This window comes from Streptomyces sp. NPDC005752 (genome assembly GCF_040630715.1).
In the GTDB taxonomy this organism is placed as follows: Bacteria; Actinomycetota; Actinomycetes; order Streptomycetales; family Streptomycetaceae; genus Streptomyces.
Map to the genome: position 1 here is coordinate 119,681 of NZ_JBEXYB010000005.1, position 20,513 is coordinate 140,193.

At 70.8% G+C, this 20,513-nt stretch carries 18 protein-coding genes; 3 read left to right on the forward strand and 15 right to left on the reverse strand.

The window, feature by feature from the left end; translation table 11 throughout:
* The first annotated feature begins 257 nt into the window (after window positions 1-257).
* The gene (locus ABZ441_RS06315) at window positions 258-719 is read left to right on the forward strand and encodes an ALF repeat-containing protein (RefSeq protein WP_358969010.1); all 462 of its coding nucleotides are present in this window, start codon (window positions 258-260) and stop codon (window positions 717-719) included.
* A 61-nt stretch (window positions 720-780) separates the two neighbouring features.
* Here the strand turns inward: ABZ441_RS06315 and ABZ441_RS06320 are convergent, their stop codons facing one another.
* The 15 genes from ABZ441_RS06320 to pgsA form a co-directional block, all read right to left on the reverse strand.
* A complete protein-coding gene (locus tag ABZ441_RS06320) occupies window positions 781-3,453 on the reverse strand; it encodes a RelA/SpoT family protein (protein ID WP_358969012.1) in 2,673 nt (890 codons plus the stop codon).
* 168 nt (window positions 3,454-3,621) lie between these two features.
* A complete protein-coding gene (locus tag ABZ441_RS06325) occupies window positions 3,622-4,179 on the reverse strand; it encodes an adenine phosphoribosyltransferase (protein WP_358969014.1) in 558 nt (185 codons plus the stop codon).
* Window positions 4,176-5,285, reverse strand: coding sequence for a protein translocase subunit SecF (gene secF / locus ABZ441_RS06330; protein ID WP_358969016.1), 1,110 nt, complete (start codon window positions 5,283-5,285; stop codon window positions 4,176-4,178). The genes ABZ441_RS06325 and secF overlap by 4 nt, the downstream gene beginning before the upstream one ends.
* A 1-nt stretch (window position 5,286) precedes the next feature.
* Window positions 5,287-7,050 carry a protein translocase subunit SecD gene (secD, locus tag ABZ441_RS06335; RefSeq protein WP_358969018.1) on the reverse strand — a complete coding sequence of 588 codons (1,764 nt, stop codon included), beginning with the start codon at window positions 7,048-7,050 and terminating at the stop codon, window positions 5,287-5,289.
* Window positions 7,051-7,197: 147 nt separating this feature from the next.
* On the reverse strand, window positions 7,198-7,674 hold the full coding sequence (gene yajC, locus ABZ441_RS06340) for a preprotein translocase subunit YajC (RefSeq protein WP_358969020.1): 477 nt from the start codon (window positions 7,672-7,674) through the stop codon (window positions 7,198-7,200).
* 170 nt (window positions 7,675-7,844) lie between these two features.
* Window positions 7,845-8,930 carry a Holliday junction branch migration DNA helicase RuvB gene (gene ruvB, locus ABZ441_RS06345; protein WP_205021924.1) on the reverse strand — a complete coding sequence of 362 codons (1,086 nt, stop codon included), beginning with the start codon at window positions 8,928-8,930 and terminating at the stop codon, window positions 7,845-7,847.
* A gap of 80 nt (window positions 8,931-9,010) precedes the next feature.
* Entirely contained in the window at window positions 9,011-9,637 is a 627-nt protein-coding gene (gene ruvA / locus ABZ441_RS06350; protein ID WP_358969022.1) for a Holliday junction branch migration protein RuvA, read from the reverse strand.
* Window positions 9,634-10,167 carry a crossover junction endodeoxyribonuclease RuvC gene (ruvC, locus tag ABZ441_RS06355; RefSeq protein WP_358969024.1) on the reverse strand — a complete coding sequence of 178 codons (534 nt, stop codon included), beginning with the start codon at window positions 10,165-10,167 and terminating at the stop codon, window positions 9,634-9,636. The genes ruvA and ruvC overlap by 4 nt, the downstream gene beginning before the upstream one ends.
* A 113-nt stretch (window positions 10,168-10,280) precedes the next feature.
* Complete coding sequence (locus ABZ441_RS06360; RefSeq protein ID WP_031097698.1) at window positions 10,281-11,033, reverse strand: YebC/PmpR family DNA-binding transcriptional regulator; 753 nt, start codon at window positions 11,031-11,033, stop codon at window positions 10,281-10,283.
* Between the two features lie 61 nt (window positions 11,034-11,094).
* A complete protein-coding gene (pdxT, locus tag ABZ441_RS06365; RefSeq protein WP_358969026.1) occupies window positions 11,095-11,688 on the reverse strand; it encodes a pyridoxal 5'-phosphate synthase glutaminase subunit PdxT in 594 nt (197 codons plus the stop codon).
* Window positions 11,689-11,694: 6 nt separating this feature from the next.
* Entirely contained in the window at window positions 11,695-12,615 is a 921-nt protein-coding gene (pdxS, locus tag ABZ441_RS06370) for a pyridoxal 5'-phosphate synthase lyase subunit PdxS (RefSeq protein ID WP_358969028.1), read from the reverse strand.
* A gap of 138 nt (window positions 12,616-12,753) precedes the next feature.
* On the reverse strand, window positions 12,754-13,299 hold the full coding sequence (locus tag ABZ441_RS06375) for a hypothetical protein (protein ID WP_358969030.1): 546 nt from the start codon (window positions 13,297-13,299) through the stop codon (window positions 12,754-12,756).
* Between the two features lie 72 nt (window positions 13,300-13,371).
* Complete coding sequence (locus ABZ441_RS06380) at window positions 13,372-14,532, reverse strand: glycosyltransferase family 4 protein (RefSeq protein ID WP_358969032.1); 1,161 nt, start codon at window positions 14,530-14,532, stop codon at window positions 13,372-13,374.
* Entirely contained in the window at window positions 14,529-15,452 is a 924-nt protein-coding gene (locus ABZ441_RS06385; RefSeq protein WP_358969035.1) for a phosphatidylinositol mannoside acyltransferase, read from the reverse strand. Before ABZ441_RS06385 ends, ABZ441_RS06380 begins: the two co-directional genes overlap by 4 nt.
* Entirely contained in the window at window positions 15,449-16,120 is a 672-nt protein-coding gene (gene pgsA, locus ABZ441_RS06390) for a phosphatidylinositol phosphate synthase (RefSeq protein WP_358969223.1), read from the reverse strand. The genes ABZ441_RS06385 and pgsA overlap by 4 nt, the downstream gene beginning before the upstream one ends.
* Window positions 16,121-16,399: 279 nt before the next feature.
* Here pgsA and ABZ441_RS06395 point away from each other — a divergent pair, with 279 nt between their 5' ends.
* Both ABZ441_RS06395 and ABZ441_RS06400 read left to right on the forward strand, forming a co-directional pair.
* Window positions 16,400-18,625, forward strand: coding sequence for an elongation factor G-like protein EF-G2 (locus ABZ441_RS06395; protein WP_358969225.1), 2,226 nt, complete (start codon window positions 16,400-16,402; stop codon window positions 18,623-18,625).
* A gap of 157 nt (window positions 18,626-18,782) precedes the next feature.
* Window positions 18,783-20,453 (forward strand): hypothetical protein, encoded by a 1,671-nt coding sequence (locus tag ABZ441_RS06400; protein WP_358969227.1) that lies wholly within the window; start codon window positions 18,783-18,785, stop codon window positions 20,451-20,453.
* Window positions 20,454-20,513: the final 60 nt, after the last annotated feature.

The window sequence follows — 20,513 nt, forward strand, 5'->3', positions numbered from 1 at the left end:
GGAGGGGCTTTCGTACGCGTCGCGTACGGGGGCCCCTCCCGTGTGTGGACGGCCGGCGTCCGCCCCGCGTCCTGTGCCGTGCTCCGGGTCCGACACGTGCGCACGGCAGCGAAGGGGCGTCATGACTGCCGGGATCGCGCGGTGAACCCGGGCCTGCCGGAGCGGGAGGATCTTCGGACCGGCAGGAAGCCGTGCGCCTGCCGGTTCCCCGGAACCCGGATCGCCGGGACCACTACGTCCTCGAGGCAGGCCCACCCATGAGACCGACCCGTGCCGTTCTGACCGTCGCAGCCGCCGCCCTGCTCCCCGCCCTCGTCCTCGCCGGACCGGCGTTCGCCGCCGGACCTGCGTCCTCGCCGCCGCCCGCCGCGACGGCGAGGACGGTCTTCGACAGCCCCACCACACCGGTGGGCGACCTGTCCGACGACGACCTCCGTGTCGCGATCCTGCGCATCCTCGCTGACGAGGACAGCGGCACGAGGGTCGTCCGGGAGGCGAACGAAGTCCTCGACAACGGGACCACGGAGGCCATGCGGCAGTGGCTGGAGACCGGCTACCCGCTCGCGCAGGCCGAGGACGACCGTGTCGCGCTCTTCCGCATCCTCGCCCGCCCGGACATCAGCGACGCGCTCCGCGCCGCGGTCGGCGAGGCGATCGACGGCACGCCGGAGGAGATGCGGTACTTCCTGGAGTACGGGCAGTACGAGATCGGCGGCTGACGGCCGCCCACACCCCGGAGCGCCGCCAGGAGGGTCCGGAGGGACCGTCCTGGCGGCATCGTCAGGGACGCCGCGCCGAGGTGACCCGGTAGACGTCGTAGACGCCCTCGACGCCGCGCACGGCCTTCAGGACGTGTCCCAGGTGCTTCGGGTCACCCATCTCGAAGGTGAACCGCGAGGTGGCCACCCGGTCCCGGGAGGTCTGCACGGCCGCGGACAGGATGTTCACGTGCTGGTCCGACAGGACGCGCGTGACGTCGGAGAGCAGCCGCGACCGGTCCAGCGCCTCGACCTGGATGGCGACGAGGAAGACGGACGACTGGGTGGGCGCCCACTCGACGTCGAGGATCCGTTCCGGCTGCTGCGAGAGCGAGTCGACGTTGACGCAGTCCGCACGGTGTACGGAGACGCCGCTGCCCCGGGTGACGAACCCGATGATCGGGTCACCGGGTACGGGCGTACAGCACCGGGCCAGCTTGACCCAGACGTCCTCGACTCCCTTGACGACCACGCCCGGGTCCGCGTTGGCACGGCGCTTGCTGCGGCCGTGGGAGGGCGGGGTGCTCTCGGCAAGGTCCTCGTTGGCCTCGTCGTGGCCGCCGAGGGCCTGGACCAGCTTCTGGACGACGCCCGCCGCGGCGACGTGACCCTCGCCGATCGCCGCGTACAGCGACGAGATGTCGGGGTAGCGCATCTCGTGGGCGAGGGTGACCAGGGAGTCGCCGGTGAGGATCCGCTGGATCGGCAGGTTCTGCTTGCGCATGGCCCGCGCGATGGCGTCCTTGCCCTGCTCGATCGCCTCGTCGCGCCGCTCCTTGGAGAACCAGGCACGGATCTTGTTGCGTGCCCGGGGCGACTTGACGAACTGCAGCCAGTCACGGGAGGGCCCGGCACCGGCCGCCTTGGAGGTGAAGACCTCCACCAGGTCACCGTTGTCGAGGGTCGACTCGAGCGGCACGAGCCGTCCGTTGACCCGTGCTCCTATGGTCCGGTGGCCGACCTCCGTGTGGACGGCGTAGGCGAAGTCGACCGGCGTCGCACCGGCGGGCAGCGCTATCACGTCGCCCTTCGGTGTGAAGACGAAGACCTCGTTGCGCGACAGGTCGAAGCGCAGGGACTCCAGGAACTCGCTGGGGTCCTCGGTCTCCTTCTGCCAGTCCAGGAGCTGGCGCAGCCAGGCCATGTCGTTGACCGTGTCCTGGCCGCGGCCGCCGCCCGTGTTCCTGGGAACGTCCGTACGCACCTTGGAGGCGCCCGCGACGGCCTCCTGCTTGTACTTCCAGTGCGCGGCGATGCCGTACTCGGCGCGGCGGTGCATGTCGAACGTGCGGATCTGGAGCTCGACAGGCTTGCCGCTGGGGCCGATCACCGTGGTGTGCAGTGACTGGTACATGTTGAACTTGGGCATCGCGATGTAGTCCTTGAACCGCCCGGGCACCGGATTCCACCGGGCGTGGACGGTGCCGAGCGCCGCGTAGCAGTCGCGGACCGTGTCGACGAGGACGCGGATGCCCACCAGGTCGTAGATCTCTGCGAAGTCGCGGCCCCGCACGATCATCTTCTGGTAGACGCTGTAGTAGTGCTTCGGCCGTCCGGTGACCGTGGCCTTGATCCTCGCGGCGCGCAGATCGGCCTGGACCTCGTCGGTCACTATGGCGAGGTACTCGTCGCGCTTGGGCGCGCGCTCGGCGACGAGACGGACGATCTCGTCGTACATCTTGGGGTAGAGGATCGCGAAGGCGAGGTCCTCCAGCTCCCACTTGATGGTGTTCATGCCCAGGCGGTGGGCCAGCGGCGCGTAGATCTCGAGGGTCTCGCGGGCCTTCTTCTCCTGCTTCTCCCGCTTGAGGTAGCGCATGGTGCGCATGTTGTGCAGCCGGTCGGCGAGCTTGATGACGAGGACCCGGGGGTCCTTGGCCATGGCAACGACCATCTTGCGCACGGTCTCCGCCTGGGCGGCCTCGCCGAACTTGACCTTGTCCAGCTTGGTGACGCCGTCGACGAGCAGGGCGACCTGGTCGCCGAAGTCCTTGCGCAGGGTGTCGAGGCCGTACTCGGTGTCCTCGACCGTGTCGTGCAGCAGTCCCGCCATCAGCGTCGCCGGGTCCATGCCGAGCTCGGCGAGGATCGTGGTGACGGCGAGCGGGTGGGTGATGTAGGGGTCTCCGCTCTTGCGCTTCTGGCCCCGGTGCCAGCGCTCGGCGACCTGGTAGGCCTTCTCGATCTGACGCAGCGTGGCGGACTCGATCTTGGGATCGTTGCCGCGGACCGTGCGCAGGAGCGGTTCGAGGACCGGGTTGTAGGGGCTGGAGCGCTGGACGCCCAGCCGGGCGAGGCGGGCCCGCACGCGGTTGGAGGAGCCGCCGGAGCGCGCGGTCGCGGCCGGTGGAGCGCCGGCGGGCCGGGTTGGGGGCTTCGCCGCGGGAGCCGGGGCCGCCGGGGGCTTCGGCGCCGCGGACCCGGACGCGGGCTTCTCGGGGGCCTCCGGCTTCGTCCCGGAGGACGGGGCGGCCTTCGTGCCGGGAGGGGGCGTCGGCTTCGCCTCCGTGGGCGGGGCCGGCTTCGCCGGGGCGGTGGGCTTCTGGGGGGCCGGAGCCTGGTCGGGGCCCTGCGTGGGCTCGCCTGCGGGCCGGGACTCGCCCGCCCCGTCGGGCTGCGCCTCTCCGGGCGTGGCGGAGGCCGCCGCGGGCCTCTCGGGCTGCGGGGCGGCGACTGGCTGGGCCTCGTCTGGCAAGAGCGCTCCTCGTGCGGATCCGGGTTACCGGAAAGCCCATGGTATCGACCCCCGGGCAGGTCCTCGCCCGGGGAGTGCGGAACCCCTCACAACGCGGGACGGGTACCCGGATGTTCCCGGGTACCCGTCCTGTACGTCCCTACGCGCGCTACGGCCGCGCTGTGCAGGTCAGAGAGTGATCAGAGCCTCCAGCGGGGCGTTCCCAAGCCCTGCCTCCAGTCGGGCGCGGCCGGAGAGGAAGCCGAGCTCCATGAGGACCGACACCCCCGCGACCTGCGCACCCGCCCGCCGGATGAGCTCCAGCGACGCCTCGGCGGTGCCGCCGGTGGCCAGGACGTCGTCGATGACCATGACGCGGTCGCCGTCCGACAGGTCCTCGGCGTGGATCTCGATCTCCGCCGTTCCGTACTCCAGCTCGTACGCCTGCCCCAGCGTGGCGCCGGGCAGCTTTCCCGCCTTGCGCACGGGTACGAAACCGAGCCCGGCCCGGACCGCGACCGGCGCGGCCAGGATGAAGCCGCGCGCCTCGAGGCCGACGATCTTCGTGGCCCCGTGCCGTACGCACAGCTCCGCGAGAAAGTCGGTGAGCGCGGTGAAGGCGACCGGGTCCGCGAGCAGCGGGGTGATGTCCTTGAACAGCACCCCGGGCTTCGGGTAGTCCGGCACGTCACGGATCCGGCTGAGCAGGAGCTCCCGGGTGGAGTCGGTGATGCTCGCGCTGGTCATCGGCGGTTCCTCGGAGTCCGACCGTGGCCTCCGGTCTGCCGGCGCTGTCCGACGACGGCCCCGGCGTGCTCGGTGTCCTCGTCGTACGCGCCGTCCTGGCCGTCCTGCTCGTCCTCGGCGGACTCACCCTTGGCCGCCGCGGCGGCACGCTTGGCGAGGATCCGCTTCTTCAGTGCCTTTATCTGCGGCTCGCGCTCCTTGAGGTCTGCGACCAGCGGGGTGGCGATGAAGATCGAGGAGTACGCGCCGGCGGCGAGGCCGACGAAGAGCGACAGCGAGATGTCGTTCAGCATGCCGGCGCCGAGGACACCGCCACCGATGAACAGCAGACCGGCGACCGGGAGCAGGGCGACGACGGTGGTGTTGATGGAACGCACCAGCGTGCCGTTGATGGACCGGTTGGCGATCTCGCTGTAGGTCCAGCGGGTCTGCTTGGTGATCCCGGCCGTGCCCTCCTTGAGGCTGTCGAAGACGACGACCGTGTCGTAGAGGGAGTAACCGAGGATGGTCAGCAGACCGATCACCGTGCCGGGCGTGACCTCGAAACCGACGAGGGCGTAGACACCGACGGTGATGGTGATGTCGTGGATCAGCGCGACGAGCGCCGCGATGGCCATCCGCCACTCGAAGGCGATGGCCAGGTAGACCACCACGAGGACCATGAAGATGCCGAGGCCGGCCCACGCCTTGTTGGCGATCTGCTCACCCCAGCTGGGGCCGACGAGGTCCGCGTTGATCTTCGCCTCGGGGATGCCGAGGTCCTCGGAGAGCTGGGCCTTGATCTGGTCGGCCTTCTGGGTGTCGACCTCGGTGATCTGGATCCGGAGCCCGCCGTTGCCGAGCTCCTGGACGATCGCCTCGTGACCGGAGGCCGCGACCGCGTCCTCGTGGGCCTGGGAGACGGACACCTTGGCCTTGGTGTCCGTCGTGAAGACGGCACCGCCCTTGAACTCGATGCCCATGTTCAGGCTGCTGACCGCCAGGCCGACGATGGCCGTGATGGTGATCAGGATCGAGACGCCGTACCAGATCTTGCGGTTGCCGATGAAGTCGTAACCGACCTCGCCACGGTAGAGCCGGGCGCCGAGATTGCCGAGTCGCGACATCTCACGCCTCCTTCGGGTGGTCGGTACGGGCGGTGACGCGGCGGGAGCGGCGCAGCGGCGGCTTGGCGCCGAGACGCTTCGGGTCCAGGCCGGACCACGGGTGACCGCTGCCGAAGAACTTCGTGCGGGCCATCAGCGTCATGACGGGCTTGGTGAAGAGGAACACCACGACGACGTCGAGCAGGGTCGTGAGGCCCAGCGTGAAGGCGAAGCCCTGGACCTTGCCGACGGTGACGAGGAAGAGCACGGCCGCGGCGAGGAACGAGACGAAGTCGGAGACGAGGATGGTGCGGCGGGCCCTGGGCCACGCACGCTCGACGGCCGGACGGAGCGTGCGGCCCTCGCGGATCTCGTCCCGGATGCGTTCGAAGTAGACGATGAACGAGTCCGCCGTGATACCGATCGCGACGATGGCTCCACAGACGGCCGGGAGGTTCAGCGCGAAGCCGATGGCCGGGCCGAGCAGGGCCATGATCGTGTAGGTGAGGACACCGGAGGCCAGGAGGCTGAGAAGCGCGATGAGCGCCAGGCCGCGGTAGTAGGCCACCAGGTAGATGACGACCAGGGCGAGGCCGATGGCGCCGGCGATGAGCCCGGCCTCCAGCTGCTCGCCGCCGAGTGCCGCGGTGACGGTGGTGACGGTGTCCTCGCTGAAGGACAGCGGCAGCGCACCGTAGGAGAGGACGTTGGCGAGGTCCTCGGCCGACTGCTGGGTGAAGCTGCCCGAGATCTCGGCGCTGCCGCTGAGGGTCTCGTTCACCTGGGGTGCGGAGACGACCTCACCGTCGAGGGAGATCGCGAACTGGTTCTGCGGGGACTGCTGCGACGACAGCTTCTTCGTGATCGTCTGGAACTTCTTGGAGCCCTTGTCGGTGAACTCCATGGAGACGAGCCAGATGCCGCGCTGCTGGTCGAACTGGGCCTTCGCGTCGTCGACGTCCGTACCGGAGACCTCGGCCGGGCCGAGGAGGTACTTGGCGTCACCCTCGGAGCTGCACGCGACCGTGGGCTGCTCCGGCTTGACGCCGTCGCCGGCCTTGGCGCGGGCGGCGGGGTCGGTGCAGTCCAGCGCGGTGAACTTCTTCTCGAGCGCGGCGGTGGCGGGGTCGGGCGTCCCCGTCGCCGCGGGGGCGTCCGACGAGTCCGCGGCACCCGGGGTGCTGGCGGAGGGGGTCGGCGTCTCGTCCTGCTTCAGGCCGTCGGTGACGGCGCGGCCCTGCGTGGTGGCGTCGGCCGAGGGCGTCGACTTCGGGTCGGAGGCGGTTTCCGGGTCGGTCGCCTTCGCACTGGGCGTGGCGCTCGCCTTTCCGGAACCGCTCGCGGACGGACTCGCCGAACCCTTGGGGGTCGGTTCGCCGCCGGTGACCGTGAGCACGGGCCGGAAGTAGAGCTGGGCGGTCGTGCCGACCTGCTCCCGGGCCTGCTTCGAGTTCGTCCCCTTGGGGATGTTGACGATGATGTTCGATGCGCCCTGGGTCTGAACCTCGGCCTCGGAGACGCCCAGACCATTGACACGGCGTTCGATGATGCTGACCGCGGTGTTCATGTTGGTCTCGTTGATCGCGTCAGGCTTGCCGGGCTGGCTCTTCGCCTTGAGCGTGATCGACGTACCGCCGGCGAGGTCGATCCCGAGCCGGGGCGTGGTGTGCCCGGACAGGAACATCCCACCGGTCAGGGCGACCATGGCGATGAGGATCAGAGCCAGGGCACGGCCCGGCCTGCCCTGTCCACCGGTTGAGCCCCGGCCTTTCTTCGGTGCTGCCACCTTTTCGTTTCTCCCTGTCCAACCGCCCCGCGCCGGGTACGCGCCCGAGCGGCCACGAAGTGTTGTGGGGACCCGCCCCCGCAGAAGACCGCACGGCCCGTGAGACGCCGGACACCCGTGGGTGTCCGGCGTCTCTGGGTCGTGGAACTACTTCGCGTCGCCCTCGCCGTCGGCCTTGGCGTCCTTGGCCTCGGCGCCCTTGGCCTCGGTGTCCTTCGCCACGGACTCGTCCTCGGGCTTCTTGCCCAGGTCGATCTTCGCGACGTCGTCGTCCGCGGACTCGCCGGCGGTCAGCGAGGAGGCGTCGTCGGGCACGACCGTGCCCTCGGTCTCCAGCTCGTCGTCGCCGTGAACGATGCGGTTGTACTCCGCGTCGTCGAGCACGGCGCCGATGGAGTTCTTCGCGTAGACGGCGTGGACGCCGGGCGCGACCTCGAGGAGAACCGTGTCTTCCTGGATCTCCTTGACGGTGGCGTACATGCCTCCGATCGTCCGGACGCCGGTGCCGGGCTGCATGTCGTTGCGCATCTGCGCAGCCGCCTGCTGCTTCTTCTTGGCGGACCGGGTCATCAGGAACATGGCCCCGATGAGCACGATGAAGGGGAGGAGGGTCACGAGACTCACGGGACGGAACTTCCTTCGCACGACCACGCTGGTGTTCGCGCGGCCTGGTCTACGGGGGTGGGTACACCGACCCGTTACGGGCGGCATCGGCGGAGTCTAAGCGAGTCCGCATCATTGGAACAACGTCCAGCATGGCACCGTGGTTCCCCTGCTGGCCAACCTGTCCGGTGTCACGCCCCGAACAGGCCTTGTTGTCCCTTTGCGCCGTGCTGCGGAGGCACGAGTCCGAGATGCGCCCACGCCGCGGGGGTGGCGACCCTGCCCCGCGGGGTCCTCGCGAGCAGTCCCTCCCTCACGAGGAAGGGCTCGGCGACCTCCTCGACCGTCTCGCGCTCCTCCCCCACGGCCACCGCGAGGGTGGAGAGCCCGACGGGACCTCCGCCGAAGAGCTTCAGCAAGGCGCCGAGCACCGCGCGGTCCAGCCTGTCGAGACCGCGGGCGTCGACCTCGTACACCCGCAGGGCGGCGGCGGCGATGTCCCGGTCGATCCGCCCTTCCGCCTTGACCTGGGCGTAGTCCCGGACGCGGCGCAGCAGGCGGTTGGCGATACGGGGCGTGCCGCGGGAGCGGCCGGCGATCTCGGCGGCACCCGCCGTGTCTATGGCGACGTCGAGCAGGCCGGCGGAGCGGTGGATGACCCGCTCCAGCTCGGTGGGGGCGTAGAACTCCATGTGGCCGGTGAAGCCGAAGCGGTCGCGCAGCGGGGGCGGCAGCAGCCCTGCGCGGGTGGTGGCGCCTACGAGGGTGAACGGCGGAAGTTCCAGCGGGATGGCGGTGGCGCCGGGGCCCTTGCCCACGATGACGTCGACCCGGAAGTCCTCCATCGCCATGTAGAGCATCTCCTCGGCGGGACGCGACATGCGGTGGATCTCGTCGAGGAAGAGGACCTCACCCTCCTGGAGGGAGGAGAGGATCGCGGCGAGGTCTCCGGCGTGCTGGATCGCGGGGCCGGAGGTGATCCGGATCGGGGCCTCCATCTCAGCCGCGATGATCATGGAGAGGGTGGTCTTGCCCAGGCCGGGGGCGCCGGAGAGCAGGACGTGGTCGGCGGTGGCACCGCGGGCGCGGGCGGCCTTGAGGACCAGGTCGAGCTGTTCGCGCACCTTCTCCTGGCCGACGAACTCGTGGAGGTCCTTCGGGCGCAGCGCGGCCTCGACCGCGGTGTCCTCGCCGTCCGCCCCGGCGTCGACCAGGCGGTCGTCCAGTCGCTCGTCGTCAAGGTCGCCGGTGTCGGGCCCGGTCTCGTCCCAGTTCATCTCGTCAGTCCCGCCTCGGGTGTTTCGGTGCCGGTCCGTGCGGTGTTCCGGCCGGCGTGCGGGGCGCGTGGCCCCCGGGGTCAGCGTGCGCGGTTGAGGGTCTGCAGGGCGGCACGCAGCAGCTGGGGCACGGGGGCGTGGCCGCCCTCGGCGATCGCGGCCTCGGCCTGCGGTGCCACGGCGGTCACCGCCTCGTCGGCCTCGCGGGTGGCGTAGCCGAGGCCGATCAATGCGGCCTGCAGCTGGTCGCGCCAGGAGCTGCTGACGGGGGCGCCGATGCCCTGCTGCCCGATGTGCGCGCCGACCGGTTCGCCGAGCCGGTCCTTGAGCTCGAGGAGGAGCTTCTGTGCGCCCTTCTTGCCGATCCCGGACACGGCGGTGAGCGCCTTCTCGTCCCCTGTGGCCACGGCGATGCGCAGGGCGTCGGGGCTGTGGGTGGCGAGCATCGCCTGGGCGAGCCGGGGGCCCACGCCGCTGGCGGTCTGGAGCAGCTCGAAGACCTGCCGCTCGTCGTCGTCGGCGAAGCCGTAGAGGGTGAGCGAGTCCTCACGGACGACCAGGGAGGTGGCCAGCCTGGCCTCCTTGCCGATCCGCAGGCCGGCGAGCGTGCCGGGGGTGCACTGGACGGCCATGCCGATGCCGCCGACCTCGATCACGGCCGTGGCCGGGGCGAGGGCGGCCACCGGGCCGGTGACGAAGGCGATCATGCGGTGCGGCCTTTCAGCGTGCGGTGGGCGGCGACGGCCTGCTGCAGTCGGTTCTGCGCGGGCGCGCGCCAGATGTGGCAGATGGCGAGGGCCAGGGCGTCGGCGGCGTCGGCGGGCTTCGGCGGCGCGTCGAGGCGCAGCAGCCGGGTCACCATGGCGCCGACCTGGGCCTTGTCGGCGCGTCCCGATCCGGTGACGGCGGCCTTGACCTCGCTGGGGGTGTGCAGGGCGACGGGAATTCCGCGGCGGGACGCGCAGAGCATGGCAACCGCGCTGGCCTGCGCGGTGCCCATCACCGTGCGGACGTTGTGCTGACTGAACACCCGCTCCACGGCGACGAATTCGGGCCTGTGCTCGTCGAGCCACCGCTCGATGCCCTGCTCGATGGCGACGAGCCGGTGACCGAGATCCACGTCGGGCGGGGTCCGCACGACGCCGACGCCGACCATGGTGAGCGGCCGGCCGGCGACTCCCTCGACGACTCCGACGCCGCACCGGGTCAGCCCCGGGTCCACACCCAACACCCGCATGTACGGGCCCCCTCCGCCGCTCGGTCATCTGTTCCCGCAGGCTATCGGCTGCCGCTGACAATGCGACGGGCCGACGGGGGTGTGTCCCGTCGGCCCGTCGCGGTCGTGCCGCCTCAGGCGTCGACCTTCTCCATGACCTCGTCGGAGACGTCGAAGTTGGCGAAGACGTTCTGCACGTCGTCGCTGTCCTCCAGCGCGTCGATCAGCTTGAAGATCTTGCGCGCGCCCTCCTCCTCGAGCTCGACCTGCATGGTCGGGACGAAGTTGGCCTCGGCCGAGTCGTAGTCGATGCCGGCGTCCTGGAGCGCGGTGCGGACCGCCACCATGTCGGTGGCCTCGCTGAGCACCTCGAAGGTGTCGCCGAGGTCGTTGACCTCCTCGGCACCCGCGTCGAGCACGGCGCCGAGCACGTCGTCCTCGGACAGTTCGCCCTTGGGGACGATCACGACGCCCTTGCGGTTGAACAGGTACGACACCGAGCCCGGGTCGGCCATCGAGCCGCCGTTGCGGGTCATGGCGACCCGGACGTCGGACGCGGCACGGTTGCGGTTGTCGGTGAGGCACTCGATGAGCACCGCGACGCCGTTCGGGCCGTAGCCCTCGTACATGATCGTCTCGTAGTCGGCGCCACCGGCCTCGAGACCGGCACCGCGCTTGACCGCCGAGTCGATGTTCTTGTTCGGTACCGAGCTCTTCTTGGCCTTCTGGATGGCGTCGAAGAGGGTCGGGTTACCCGACACGTCGGCGCCGCCCGTGCGGGCCGCCACCTCGATGTTCTTGATCATCTTCGCGAAGAGCTTGCCGCGCTTGGCGTCGATCACGGCCTTCTTGTGCTTCGTCGTAGCCCATTTAGAGTGGCCGGACATCTGCCTTCTCCTTCGCGTCACCAAAATCGATCCGAACCCGAGAGATCCTACCGGGATCGGATCAGCCCACGGCGCGCACCATGTCGGTGAAGAGCGCGTGCACACGGTGGTCGCCCGTCAGCTCCGGGTGGAACGACGTGGCCATGGCGTTTCCCTGGCGTACGGCCACGATGTGCCCGCCGTGCACCGCGAGGACCTCCGCGCGGGCGCCGACCGACTCGACCCAGGGCGCCCTGATGAAGACGCCGTCCACGGGTCCGCCGGGCACGCCGTCGAACTCGACGGCGGCCTCGAAGGACTCGTTCTGCCGCCCGAAAGCGTTACGGCGCACGATCATGTCGATGCCTCCGACCGTCTCCTGGCCGGAGCGCGGATCGAGGATCTTGTCGGCGAGCAGGATCATGCCGGCGCAGGTGCCGTAGACCGGCATCCCGGCGGCGACCCGCTCGCGCAGCGGTTCCAGCATGCCGAAGAGGACCGCCAGCTTCGACATGGTGGTGGACTCGCCACCGGGCAGGACGAGCCCGTCGACCCCGGCGAGCTCCTCGGGCCGCCGGACCGGCCTGGCCACGGCGTCCGCCGAGGCCAGGGCGATCAGGTGTTCCCGTACGTCGCCCTGGAGGGCCAGGACTCCGATGACAGGGGTGTCGGTCATCAGTGGTTACCAGCCGCGGTTGGCGTAGCGCTCGCCCTCGGGGAGCGTGTCGCAGTTGATTCCGACCATGGCCTCACCGAGGTTGCGGGAGGCGTCCGCGATGATCTTCGGGTCGTCGTAGAAGGTGGTGGCCTTCACGATGGCGGCGGCACGCTTGGCCGGGTCACCGGACTTGAAGATGCCGGAGCCGACGAAGACGCCCTCGGCGCCGAGCTGTCGCATCAGTGCCGCGTCCGCGGGGGTGGCCACGCCGCCGGCGGAGAAGAGGACGACAGGCAGCCGGCCGAGCTCGGAGACCTCCTTGACCAGCTCGTACGGGGCGCGGAGCTCCTTGGCGGCGGCGTACAGCTCGTTGTTGTCGTAGCCGCGCAGCCGGGCGATCTCGTTCTTGATCTGGCGCAGGTGCCGGACGGCCTCGACGACGTTGCCGGTGCCCGCTTCGCCCTTCGAGCGGATCATCGCGGCGCCCTCGGCGATGCGGCGCAGGGCCTCACCCAGATTGGTGGCGCCGCAGACGAAGGGGGTGGTGAAGGCGAACTTGTCGCTGTGGTTGACCTCGTCGGCCGGGGTGAGGACCTCGGACTCGTCGATGTAGTCCACGCCGAGGGACTGGAGCACCTGGGCCTCGACGAAGTGGCCGATGCGGGACTTGGCCATGACGGGGATGGAGACGGCCTCGATGATCTCCTCGATCATGTTGGGGTCCGACATCCGGGCCACGCCGCCGTCCTTGCGGATGTCGGCCGGCACCCGCTCCAGGGCCATGACGGCCACGGCGCCCGCGTCCTCGGCGATCTTCGCCTGCTCGGCATTGACGACGTCCATGATCACGCCGCCCTTGAGCTGCTCGGCCATCCCGCGCTTGACGCGGGCGGTGCCGGTGGCCGGGGTCTCGGTGGACTGCTGGGTGCTGGGGAGCGTGGACACGGATCGACCTCACTGGGGTGGAAAGACGCTGGATGCTGCAGCCCCGAGCAAACGCCCCGGAAGCAGTCCACAGCAAGGGCCAATGAACACCCTGTGGATCGTTTCCGTACGCCCCCGGGGTGCCGCGCCCGTGAGTCCTCAGCTGCCGGGGCGGTCCGCCAGGGCGACCGGCGGCGCGTCGTCCATCTCGAACGCGAGCGGGAACGGGGCGTGGCCCGCGAGCCGGAACAGCCGGACCGTCCGGTGCCTGCGCAGCGCGCGGGCGGCGCGGACCGCGTCGTTGTGGAAACGGCGCGCCATCGGGACCCGGCGCACGGCGGCGGCCAGTTCCTTGGCCGCCTCCTCGCCGCCCGGGAACTCCTTCACCGCCTCGACCTGCGCCGCCTCGCCGAACACGGCCCGCAGCGCGGTGCTGAGCTCGCTCTCGGCGACCTCGCGCTGCTCCTCCTCGGCCTGCCGCGCCGCGTGCGCCGCCTCGTACAGCACGATCGACGCGGCAGGGTCCAGGAGGCCGGACGTGGCCAGTTCCTGGGTGACCGAGGCGCGGCGCAGCAGCTGTGCGTCCAGCGCCGCGCGGGCAGCGTCGATACGGGCGTGGAGCCGGTCGAGCCGGCCCGCGGTCCAGCTGAGGTACAGGCCGATCGCGAACAGCGCGACGACGGTCCAGATGAGGATTTCGATCACGGGCGGAAGGCTACCGTCGGCGGGAGGGGGTGGATCCCGGCGGTGTCGGCCTCACGGCTCCCACTGCGCGGTTCAGTCCCTGGCGAGGCCGAAGCGCGCGCGGAGCCCGGTGCGCTCGTCGGTGTCGACGGCCGCCGCCCCGTCCGTCACCGTCTCGTACACCGACAGGACGTCCGCGCCGACGGTCGTCCAGTCGAAGCGGCGCACATGCGCGCTGCCCCGCTGCCGCAGCCCCGCACGCCGCTCCGGGTCGCCCAGCAGCAGGATCGCGGCCGAGGCCAGCGCGTCGGCGTCCTCGTTGGCGAACAGGTCGCCGGCCGACCCCTGGTCGAGCACCTGCGCGAAGGCGTCCAGGTCGCTGGCGAGTACGGGCGCTCCCGCCGACAGGGCCTCCACGAGGATGATGCCGAAGCTCTCGCCGCCCGTGTTCGGCGCGACGTAGACATCGACGCTGCGCAGCAGCCGTGCCTTGTCCTCGTCGCTGACCATGCCGAGGAACTCGACGCGCGAGCGCATCTCCTGCGGCAGCGAGGCGACGGCCTCCTCCTCGTCGCCGCGACCCGCGACCAGCAGTCGGGTCTCCGGGCGGGCGGCGAGGATCGCGGGGAGCGCCTTCATCAGGACGGGCAGCCCCTTGCGCGGCTCGTCGATGCGCCCCATGAAGCCGATTGTGCCGCCCTGCCACTCGGCCTTCGGCTCGGCCCGGGCGAAGAAGTCCACGTCCACGCCGTTGGGGATGACCACGGCGTCCCCTCCGAGGTGCTCGACCAAGGTCCGCCGCGCGTACTCGCTGACCGCGATCCGCGCGCTGATCTTCTCCAGCGCCGGCTGGAGGATCGGGTAGGCCGCGATCATGGCTCTGGAGCGGGGGTTGGACGTGTGGAAGGTGGCCACGATCGGGCCCTGCGCGGCCCAGCAGGTGAGCAGGCCCAGCGAGGGCGCGGTGGGCTCGTGGATGTGGATGACGTCGAACGTGCCGTCGTTCAGCCAGCGCCGGACGCGCGCGGCGGACAGGAATCCGAAGTTCAGCCGGGCGACCGAGCCGTTGTACGGGACGGGCACCGCCCGGCCCGCGGACACGACGTACGGCGGGAGCGGTGTCTCGTCGTCGGCGGGTGCGAGCACCGAGACGTCGTGGCCGAGGCGGATCAGGTGTTCGGCCAGGTCGCGGATGTGGAACTGCACCCCGCCCGGGACGTCCCAGGAGTACGGGCAGACGATGCCGATCTTCACGGAGCTTCCCCCTGGGGGTCCAGATCGGAGATCCAGAGCCGCTGGAGCATGTGCCAGTCCTCCGGATGCTCGGCGATCCCGGTGGCGAAGGCATCGGCCAGCGCCTGTGTCATGGAGGACGTCTTCTCGGCGCGCGTACCTGCCTCCGGTACGGCGACGGGCGGATGGACCCGCGCCCCCATCACGGGCGTGCCGTCGTACCAGAGGGTGACGGGCAGCAGCAGCGCACCGGTCTGCTGGGCCAGCAGGGCCGGGCCGGCGGGCATCCGCGCGGTGTCCCCGAAGAAGTCGACCTCGACGCCGGAGGCCGACAGGTCGCGGTCGGCGACCAGGCAGACGAGGCCGCCCGCGCGCAGCCGCCGGGCCAGCGTCCCGAACGCGGCCCCGCCGCTGTGCGGGAGGACCTCCATGCCGAGACCCTGGCGGTAGGCCACGAACCGGTCGTACAGGGTTTCGGGCTTGAGCCGCTCGGCGACCGTCGTGAAAGGGACCTTCAGATCCGTGGTGACCCAGGCGCCCGCCAGGTCCCAGTTGCCCAGGTGGGGCAACGCGAGTACGACTCCCTGGCCCGCGTCCAGCCCCTCGGTGAGCCGGTGCGCGTCGCGGACGTCGATGGACGCCTTGATCCGTTCCGGGCTCCAGGTCGGCAGGCGGAAGGACTCCATCCAGTAGCGCATGTACGAGCGCATGCCGGCCTCCGACAGCTCGGCGAGCCGGGCGGCGTCCGCGTCGGGCACCACCCGGGCGAGGTTCGACTCCAGCCGCAGCACGGACTTCCCGCGCCGCTTCCACACCTGGTCGGCCAGGGTGCGGAAGAGCGCCGCCGCGGCCGGCTCGGGCAGCTTCTTGACCGCTCCCCAGCCAAGGCCGTAGAGCCCGTCCGTCAGTCGGTCCCTCAGGTCGGACCGGGTGCCGCTCACTGCGCGGACCCGCTCCCGCCCGGGGCGGCGTCCGCGGCGGCGTCGGCCTCGGCCGACTCCCTGCGCACGGTGACCACCCGCTGGATCAGCGTCACCAGACTTCCGGCGGCGACGACCCACAGCGCGATCGGCAGGAGGATCTGGATGCCGGGTACACCGAAACCGTGCAGCCCCGCGAGACCGGCCGCGACCAGCGAGATCACGAGCCGCTCGGCGCGCTCCACCAGTCCGTTCACGGCGACCGGCAGGCCGATCGACTCGCCCCTGGCCTTCGTGTACGAGACCACCTGACCGCTGGCCAGGCAGAAGATCGCGACCGCGCACAGCATGTTGTCGTCACCGCTGCCCGCGTACCAGAGCGCGAATCCGGCGAAGATCGCCCCGTCCGCGACCCTGTCGAGCGTCGAGTCCAGGAAGGCGCCCCACCGGCTGGAGATGCCCGCCTGGCGGGCCATGTTGCCGTCGACGAGGTCCGAGAAGACGAAGACCGTGATCACGATCGTGCCCCAGAAGAACTCCCCCATCGGGAAGAAGACCAGCGCACCTGCCATCACTCCGGCCGTACCGACGAGAGTGACCGCGTCGGGGCTGACCCCGAGACGGAGCAGCAGAGCGGCGAACGGTGTGAGGACACGCGTAAAAAATGCACGCGCGTACTTGTTCAGCATGGCCTTCCCGAGGTTCGGTGGGCGCCGTGCGGCCACTTCGGCCACCGGCTGGCCCATCGTAGTCACGAGCCGTGCCGGGCAACGGCGGGGCACCCCGTCCCGCGGGGTCTCCGGGAAGTCACGCTTCGCCGTGTGCGACGGATGGACGGCGTGCGGTACGGGTGAAAAGCTCGAATGACCGCGGGCGTCGCAGAAGCCGCCGCGGCGGCTCCCGTCCTGCCCGTGCATCCACTTCCCCAGATCCTGCGGCACCGCGCCGCCGACCGGGAGGCACGCATCATGGGCGACAGGACACATGCGCACACCGGGGCCGCCGGCAGGGCGGCGACGGCCGGCCGGCCCGCTTCCGTACGGAACGTGGTGCTGGTCGGCCACAGCGGCTCGGGCAAGACCACGCTGGCCGAGGCACTCGCGCTGACCGCCGGGGCCCTGAACCGGGCCGGCCGGGTCGAGGACGGCACCACCGTCTCCGACCACGACGAGATCGAACAGCGCCGACATCGTTCCGTACAGCTCTCGCTGGTCCCCGTCGAATGGGAGGGCTACAGGATCAATCTGCTGGACACCCCCGGCTACGCGGACTTCGTCGGGGAACTCAGGGCCGGTCTGCGCGCGGCGGACGCGGCCCTCTTCGTCGTCTCCGCCGCTCAGGAGGCCGACGCCGTGGCGGGCACCACCCGCGCCGTGTGGGAGGAGTGCGCGGCCGTCGGAATGCCCCGTGCCATCGTCGTCACACATCTGGACACCGCGCGTACGTCCTTCGACGAGATGACCCGGATCTGCGGCCGGATCTTCGGGCACGACGACCCCGACGCCGTGCTCCCCCTCTATCTGCCGGTGCAGGGGCCCGAGGGCCCGGACGGACATGCCCCGCTCACCGGGCTCACCGGACTCCTCACCCAGCGGGTGTTCGACTACTCGTCGGGTACCCGGCAGGAGGCACCGCCCGCCGGCGACCGGCGGGGCCCGCTCCAGGAGGCCCGTAACCGGCTCATCGAGGGGATCATCGCCGAGAGCGAGGACGAGACCCTGATGGACCGCTACCTCGGAGGCGGCGAGATCGGCGTCACGGCACTCGTCGAGGACCTGGAACGGGCCGTCGCACGTGGTTCCTTCCACCCGGTGCTCACCGCCGCGCCCGCCGCCGACGGGGCACGCCAGGGCATCGGAACCGTGGAACTCCTCGACCTGGTCACCCGGGGTTTCCCCTCCCCCGGGGAACGCACGCTGCCCGCCGTCACCACCCCGGACGGCGCCCCGCGCCCCGCACCGGTCTGCGATCCGGCGGCGCCCCTCGTCGCCGAGGTCGTGAAGACCTCGTCCGACCCGTACGTCGGGCGGGTCTCGCTCGTCCGTGTCTTCGCCGGCACCCTGCGCCCCGACGACACCGTGCACGTGTGCGGCCGCGGGCTGACCGTACCCGGCGGCGGAACAGGCGTCTGCCACGGGAGCGATGCCCGCGTGGGCGCCCTCTCCGCCCCCTTCGGCGGACAGCAGCACCCCGTGGACAGCTGTGCCGCGGGAGACCTGGCCTGCGTCTCCAAGCTCGGCGGGGCGGAGACCGGGGACACCCTCTCGGGTGGGGGCGAGCCGCTGATGATGGAGCCCTGGGCCATGCCCGACCCGCTGCTCCCGCTGGCGGTCCGCGCCCACGGCAAGGCGGACGAGGACAAGCTCTCACAGGGTCTGGCACGTCTGGTCGCCGAGGACCCCACGATGCGTCTGGAGCAGAACCAGGACACCCGCCAGGTCGTGCTGTGGTGCATGGGCGAGGCGCACACGGACGTCGCGCTGGAGCGTCTGCGCAGCCGCTACGGCGTGCAGGTCGACGCCGAACCCCACCGCGTACCGCTGCGCGAGACGTTCGCCTCGCGGGCCGTCGGACGGGGCCGCCACGTCAAGCAGTCGGGCGGCCACGGGCAGTACGCGATCTGTGAGATCGAGGTGGAACCGCTGCCGACCGGTGCGGGACTGGAGTTCGTCGACGAGGTGGCCGGCGGCTCGGTGCCGCGGCAGTTCATCGCGTCGGTGGAGAAGGGCGTACGCGCCCAGGCTGCCCGCGGTGTCGCGGCCGGGCACCCCCTCGTCGACGTGCGCGTCACCCTGGTCGACGGGAAGTCGCACTCGGTCGACTCCTCCGACGCCGCCTTTCAGACCGCGGGCGCGCTGGCGCTGCGCGAGGCGGCGGCCGGCACCCGCGTCCAGCTCCTCGAACCCGTCGCGGAGGTCGGCGTGCTGGTACCCGACGACTTCGTGGGGGCGGTGATGAGCGACCTCGCGGGGCGGCGCGGCCGCGTCGTCGGCACCGAACAGACGGCGGACGAGCGCACACTCGTGCGCGCCGAGGTGCCGGAGATCGAGATCGGCAGGTACACCGTCGATCTGCGCTCCCTGACGCACGGCACCGGGCGGTTCGACCGGGCGTACGCCCGGCACGAGCCGATGCCCGGGCAACTCGCCGAACGCATCCGCGAAGGGACGGAAAACAGAACAAATGTCGGCTAGCTGACCGGATATGACGCCTCTTGCCCGCTTCGGGCCTCATGGGCGGGCGGCCGGGCGGTCCGGACGATACGCTGTTGGGCCCAGCTCAGAAGGTGTGCGACGTACGGTAGTTGGGAACAGCCGCAGGAGCAGACCGTGCGGGCGAGTGGGGGCGACAGTGGCCAACAGCGGATTCGATTTCTCTCCCGGAGCGCAGATCCCGCTCCAGGGTTCGGGAGGACAGGCGGTGGCGACCAACGCCCTCGCCTCCGCCGCGTACCGCGACAGCGATGTGACGGACATCCTCAAAGCCAACTCCGAGTGGCACAAGTCCGAGGTGAAACCGGGCGATTCCAAGCTGTTCAAGTCCGACTACTTCAAGCCGAATCTGGGCGAGGCGTTCTCCCGCGCGGTGCAGGAACGCATGCTGGGCGGCGACCGGAAGGCGCTCATCCAGTCCTTCGGCACCGACCCGCAGACCGTCGTCGAGCACTGCCTGTCCGCGACCAACCTGCGCAAGGCGCGTGACACGAAGCTCACCCTGGTCACCGCCGTCTTCGGTTTCGCCTTCCTGCCCGGACTGGTCCTGTGGATCCTCGCCTTCCGGCTGCGCGACTTCCTCAACAAGTCCAAGGACAAGTTCTTCCAGGCGCTGGGCGGTGTCCTGCTCGTCGCGCTCGGCGGCGCCGCCGCGTTCTTCCTGATCACCATGCCGCTCACCGGCTTCCTGGCCCTCTACCTGCGCGCCGCCGCCATCGCCCCGCTGATCGGCTGGCTGCTCGCCAAACGGATCGCGGAATCCTCGGTCAAGGACCTGCGCGCCCGCTGGGACGGGCTCCTCTCCGGCACGGGGGTCAGCGCGAAGATCCCCGAGGCCGTGCCCAAGAATCCCAACGAGACCGCCCGAGAGGCCCTGCGCCAGGGCTTGGAGAAGCTCTCCGCGGAGCAGCAGTCCAACGCCGTCTTCTACGCGGGCCCCAAGGGCATCCTGGGTATGGGCACCCGCTGGGGCAGCTGGCAGCTCGCCGAGGAGCTCACGCCGGAGGACCCCGCGAAGGAGATCCACCAGTTCCGCAGCTGGGACGTCGTTCGGGCCATCCACGACCAGCTGAAGATGCTGGAACGCGGCCCCCTGAACACCGGCGGCTTCCCCACCCCGTCCGTCAAGCACTGGATCGTCGCCCCCGTCGGCGAGGGCGCGGACTCCGTCTCCCGCCCCGAGGGCGAGGACGTCGCCACCTTCCAGATCAAGCCCCACGAGATACAGCGCATCTGCAACCACCAGCAGTTCGGCAGCGGCAACCGCCACTACCTGGGCGTGCAGTTCACCCTCTGGGACGGCCAGCTGGTGATCACGATGCTGATCACCGTCACCGTGCTCCACGAGACCCTGCGGATCGAGGTCACCGGCCACGCCCTGGGCCCCGTGCACTCCCTCTTCCTCACGAAGCCGGAGGCGCCGACCAAGACGGTGAAGAAGGCCGTCCGCTTCTGGGAGACCCGCAAGATCACGCTCCCCGTCGTCAAGGCGAGCGAGGTCGTCAGGCTCTCCCTGCGTGCCCCCTTCACCTGGTATCCGCCGCTGCTCGACTACCTGGGCGGCAAGATCGTCCTGCCCGAGCCCTTCGGCCTGCGCCATGCCTGGGCGGCCAAGCCGTGGGGCCACCGCTTCATGGCGGACGACGCCATGCGGACGGCCACCCCGGTCCTGCGCGTCGTCCACTCCGCCACGATGCGGGTCCTGAAGGAGCACGGCGCCGACATCGAGCGCTTCGACAACCGCTCGATGATCCTCAGCGGCCTGGTCCAGGACCCCGCCCCGAGGAAGGCCGACGTCTACGACGCCTGAGCCCGCCGGCCCGCTCCGCGGCGGGGCCGCGGCCTCGCAGCCCGGTGCACCGGGTCCGAG

Coding starts and splice junctions, on each gene's coding strand:
- ABZ441_RS06315 (WP_358969010.1), top strand. CDS start 258: ATGAGACCGACCCGTGCCGTTCTGACCGTCGCAGCCGCCGCCCTGCTC.
- ABZ441_RS06325 (WP_358969014.1), bottom strand. CDS start 4,179: ATGACCAGCGCGAGCATCACCGACTCCACCCGGGAGCTCCTGCTCAGC.
- secF (WP_358969016.1), bottom strand. CDS start 5,285: ATGTCGCGACTCGGCAATCTCGGCGCCCGGCTCTACCGTGGCGAGGTC.
- ruvB (WP_205021924.1), bottom strand. CDS start 8,930: ATGAACTGGGACGAGACCGGGCCCGACACCGGCGACCTTGACGACGAG.
- ruvA (WP_358969022.1), bottom strand. CDS start 9,637: ATGATCGCCTTCGTCACCGGCCCGGTGGCCGCCCTCGCCCCGGCCACG.
- ruvC (WP_358969024.1), bottom strand. CDS start 10,167: ATGCGGGTGTTGGGTGTGGACCCGGGGCTGACCCGGTGCGGCGTCGGA.
- ABZ441_RS06360 (WP_031097698.1), bottom strand. CDS start 11,033: ATGTCCGGCCACTCTAAATGGGCTACGACGAAGCACAAGAAGGCCGTG.
- pdxT (WP_358969026.1), bottom strand. CDS start 11,688: ATGACCGACACCCCTGTCATCGGAGTCCTGGCCCTCCAGGGCGACGTA.
- pgsA (WP_358969223.1), bottom strand. CDS start 16,120: ATGCTGAACAAGTACGCGCGTGCATTTTTTACGCGTGTCCTCACACCG.
- ABZ441_RS06395 (WP_358969225.1), top strand. CDS start 16,400: ATGGGCGACAGGACACATGCGCACACCGGGGCCGCCGGCAGGGCGGCG.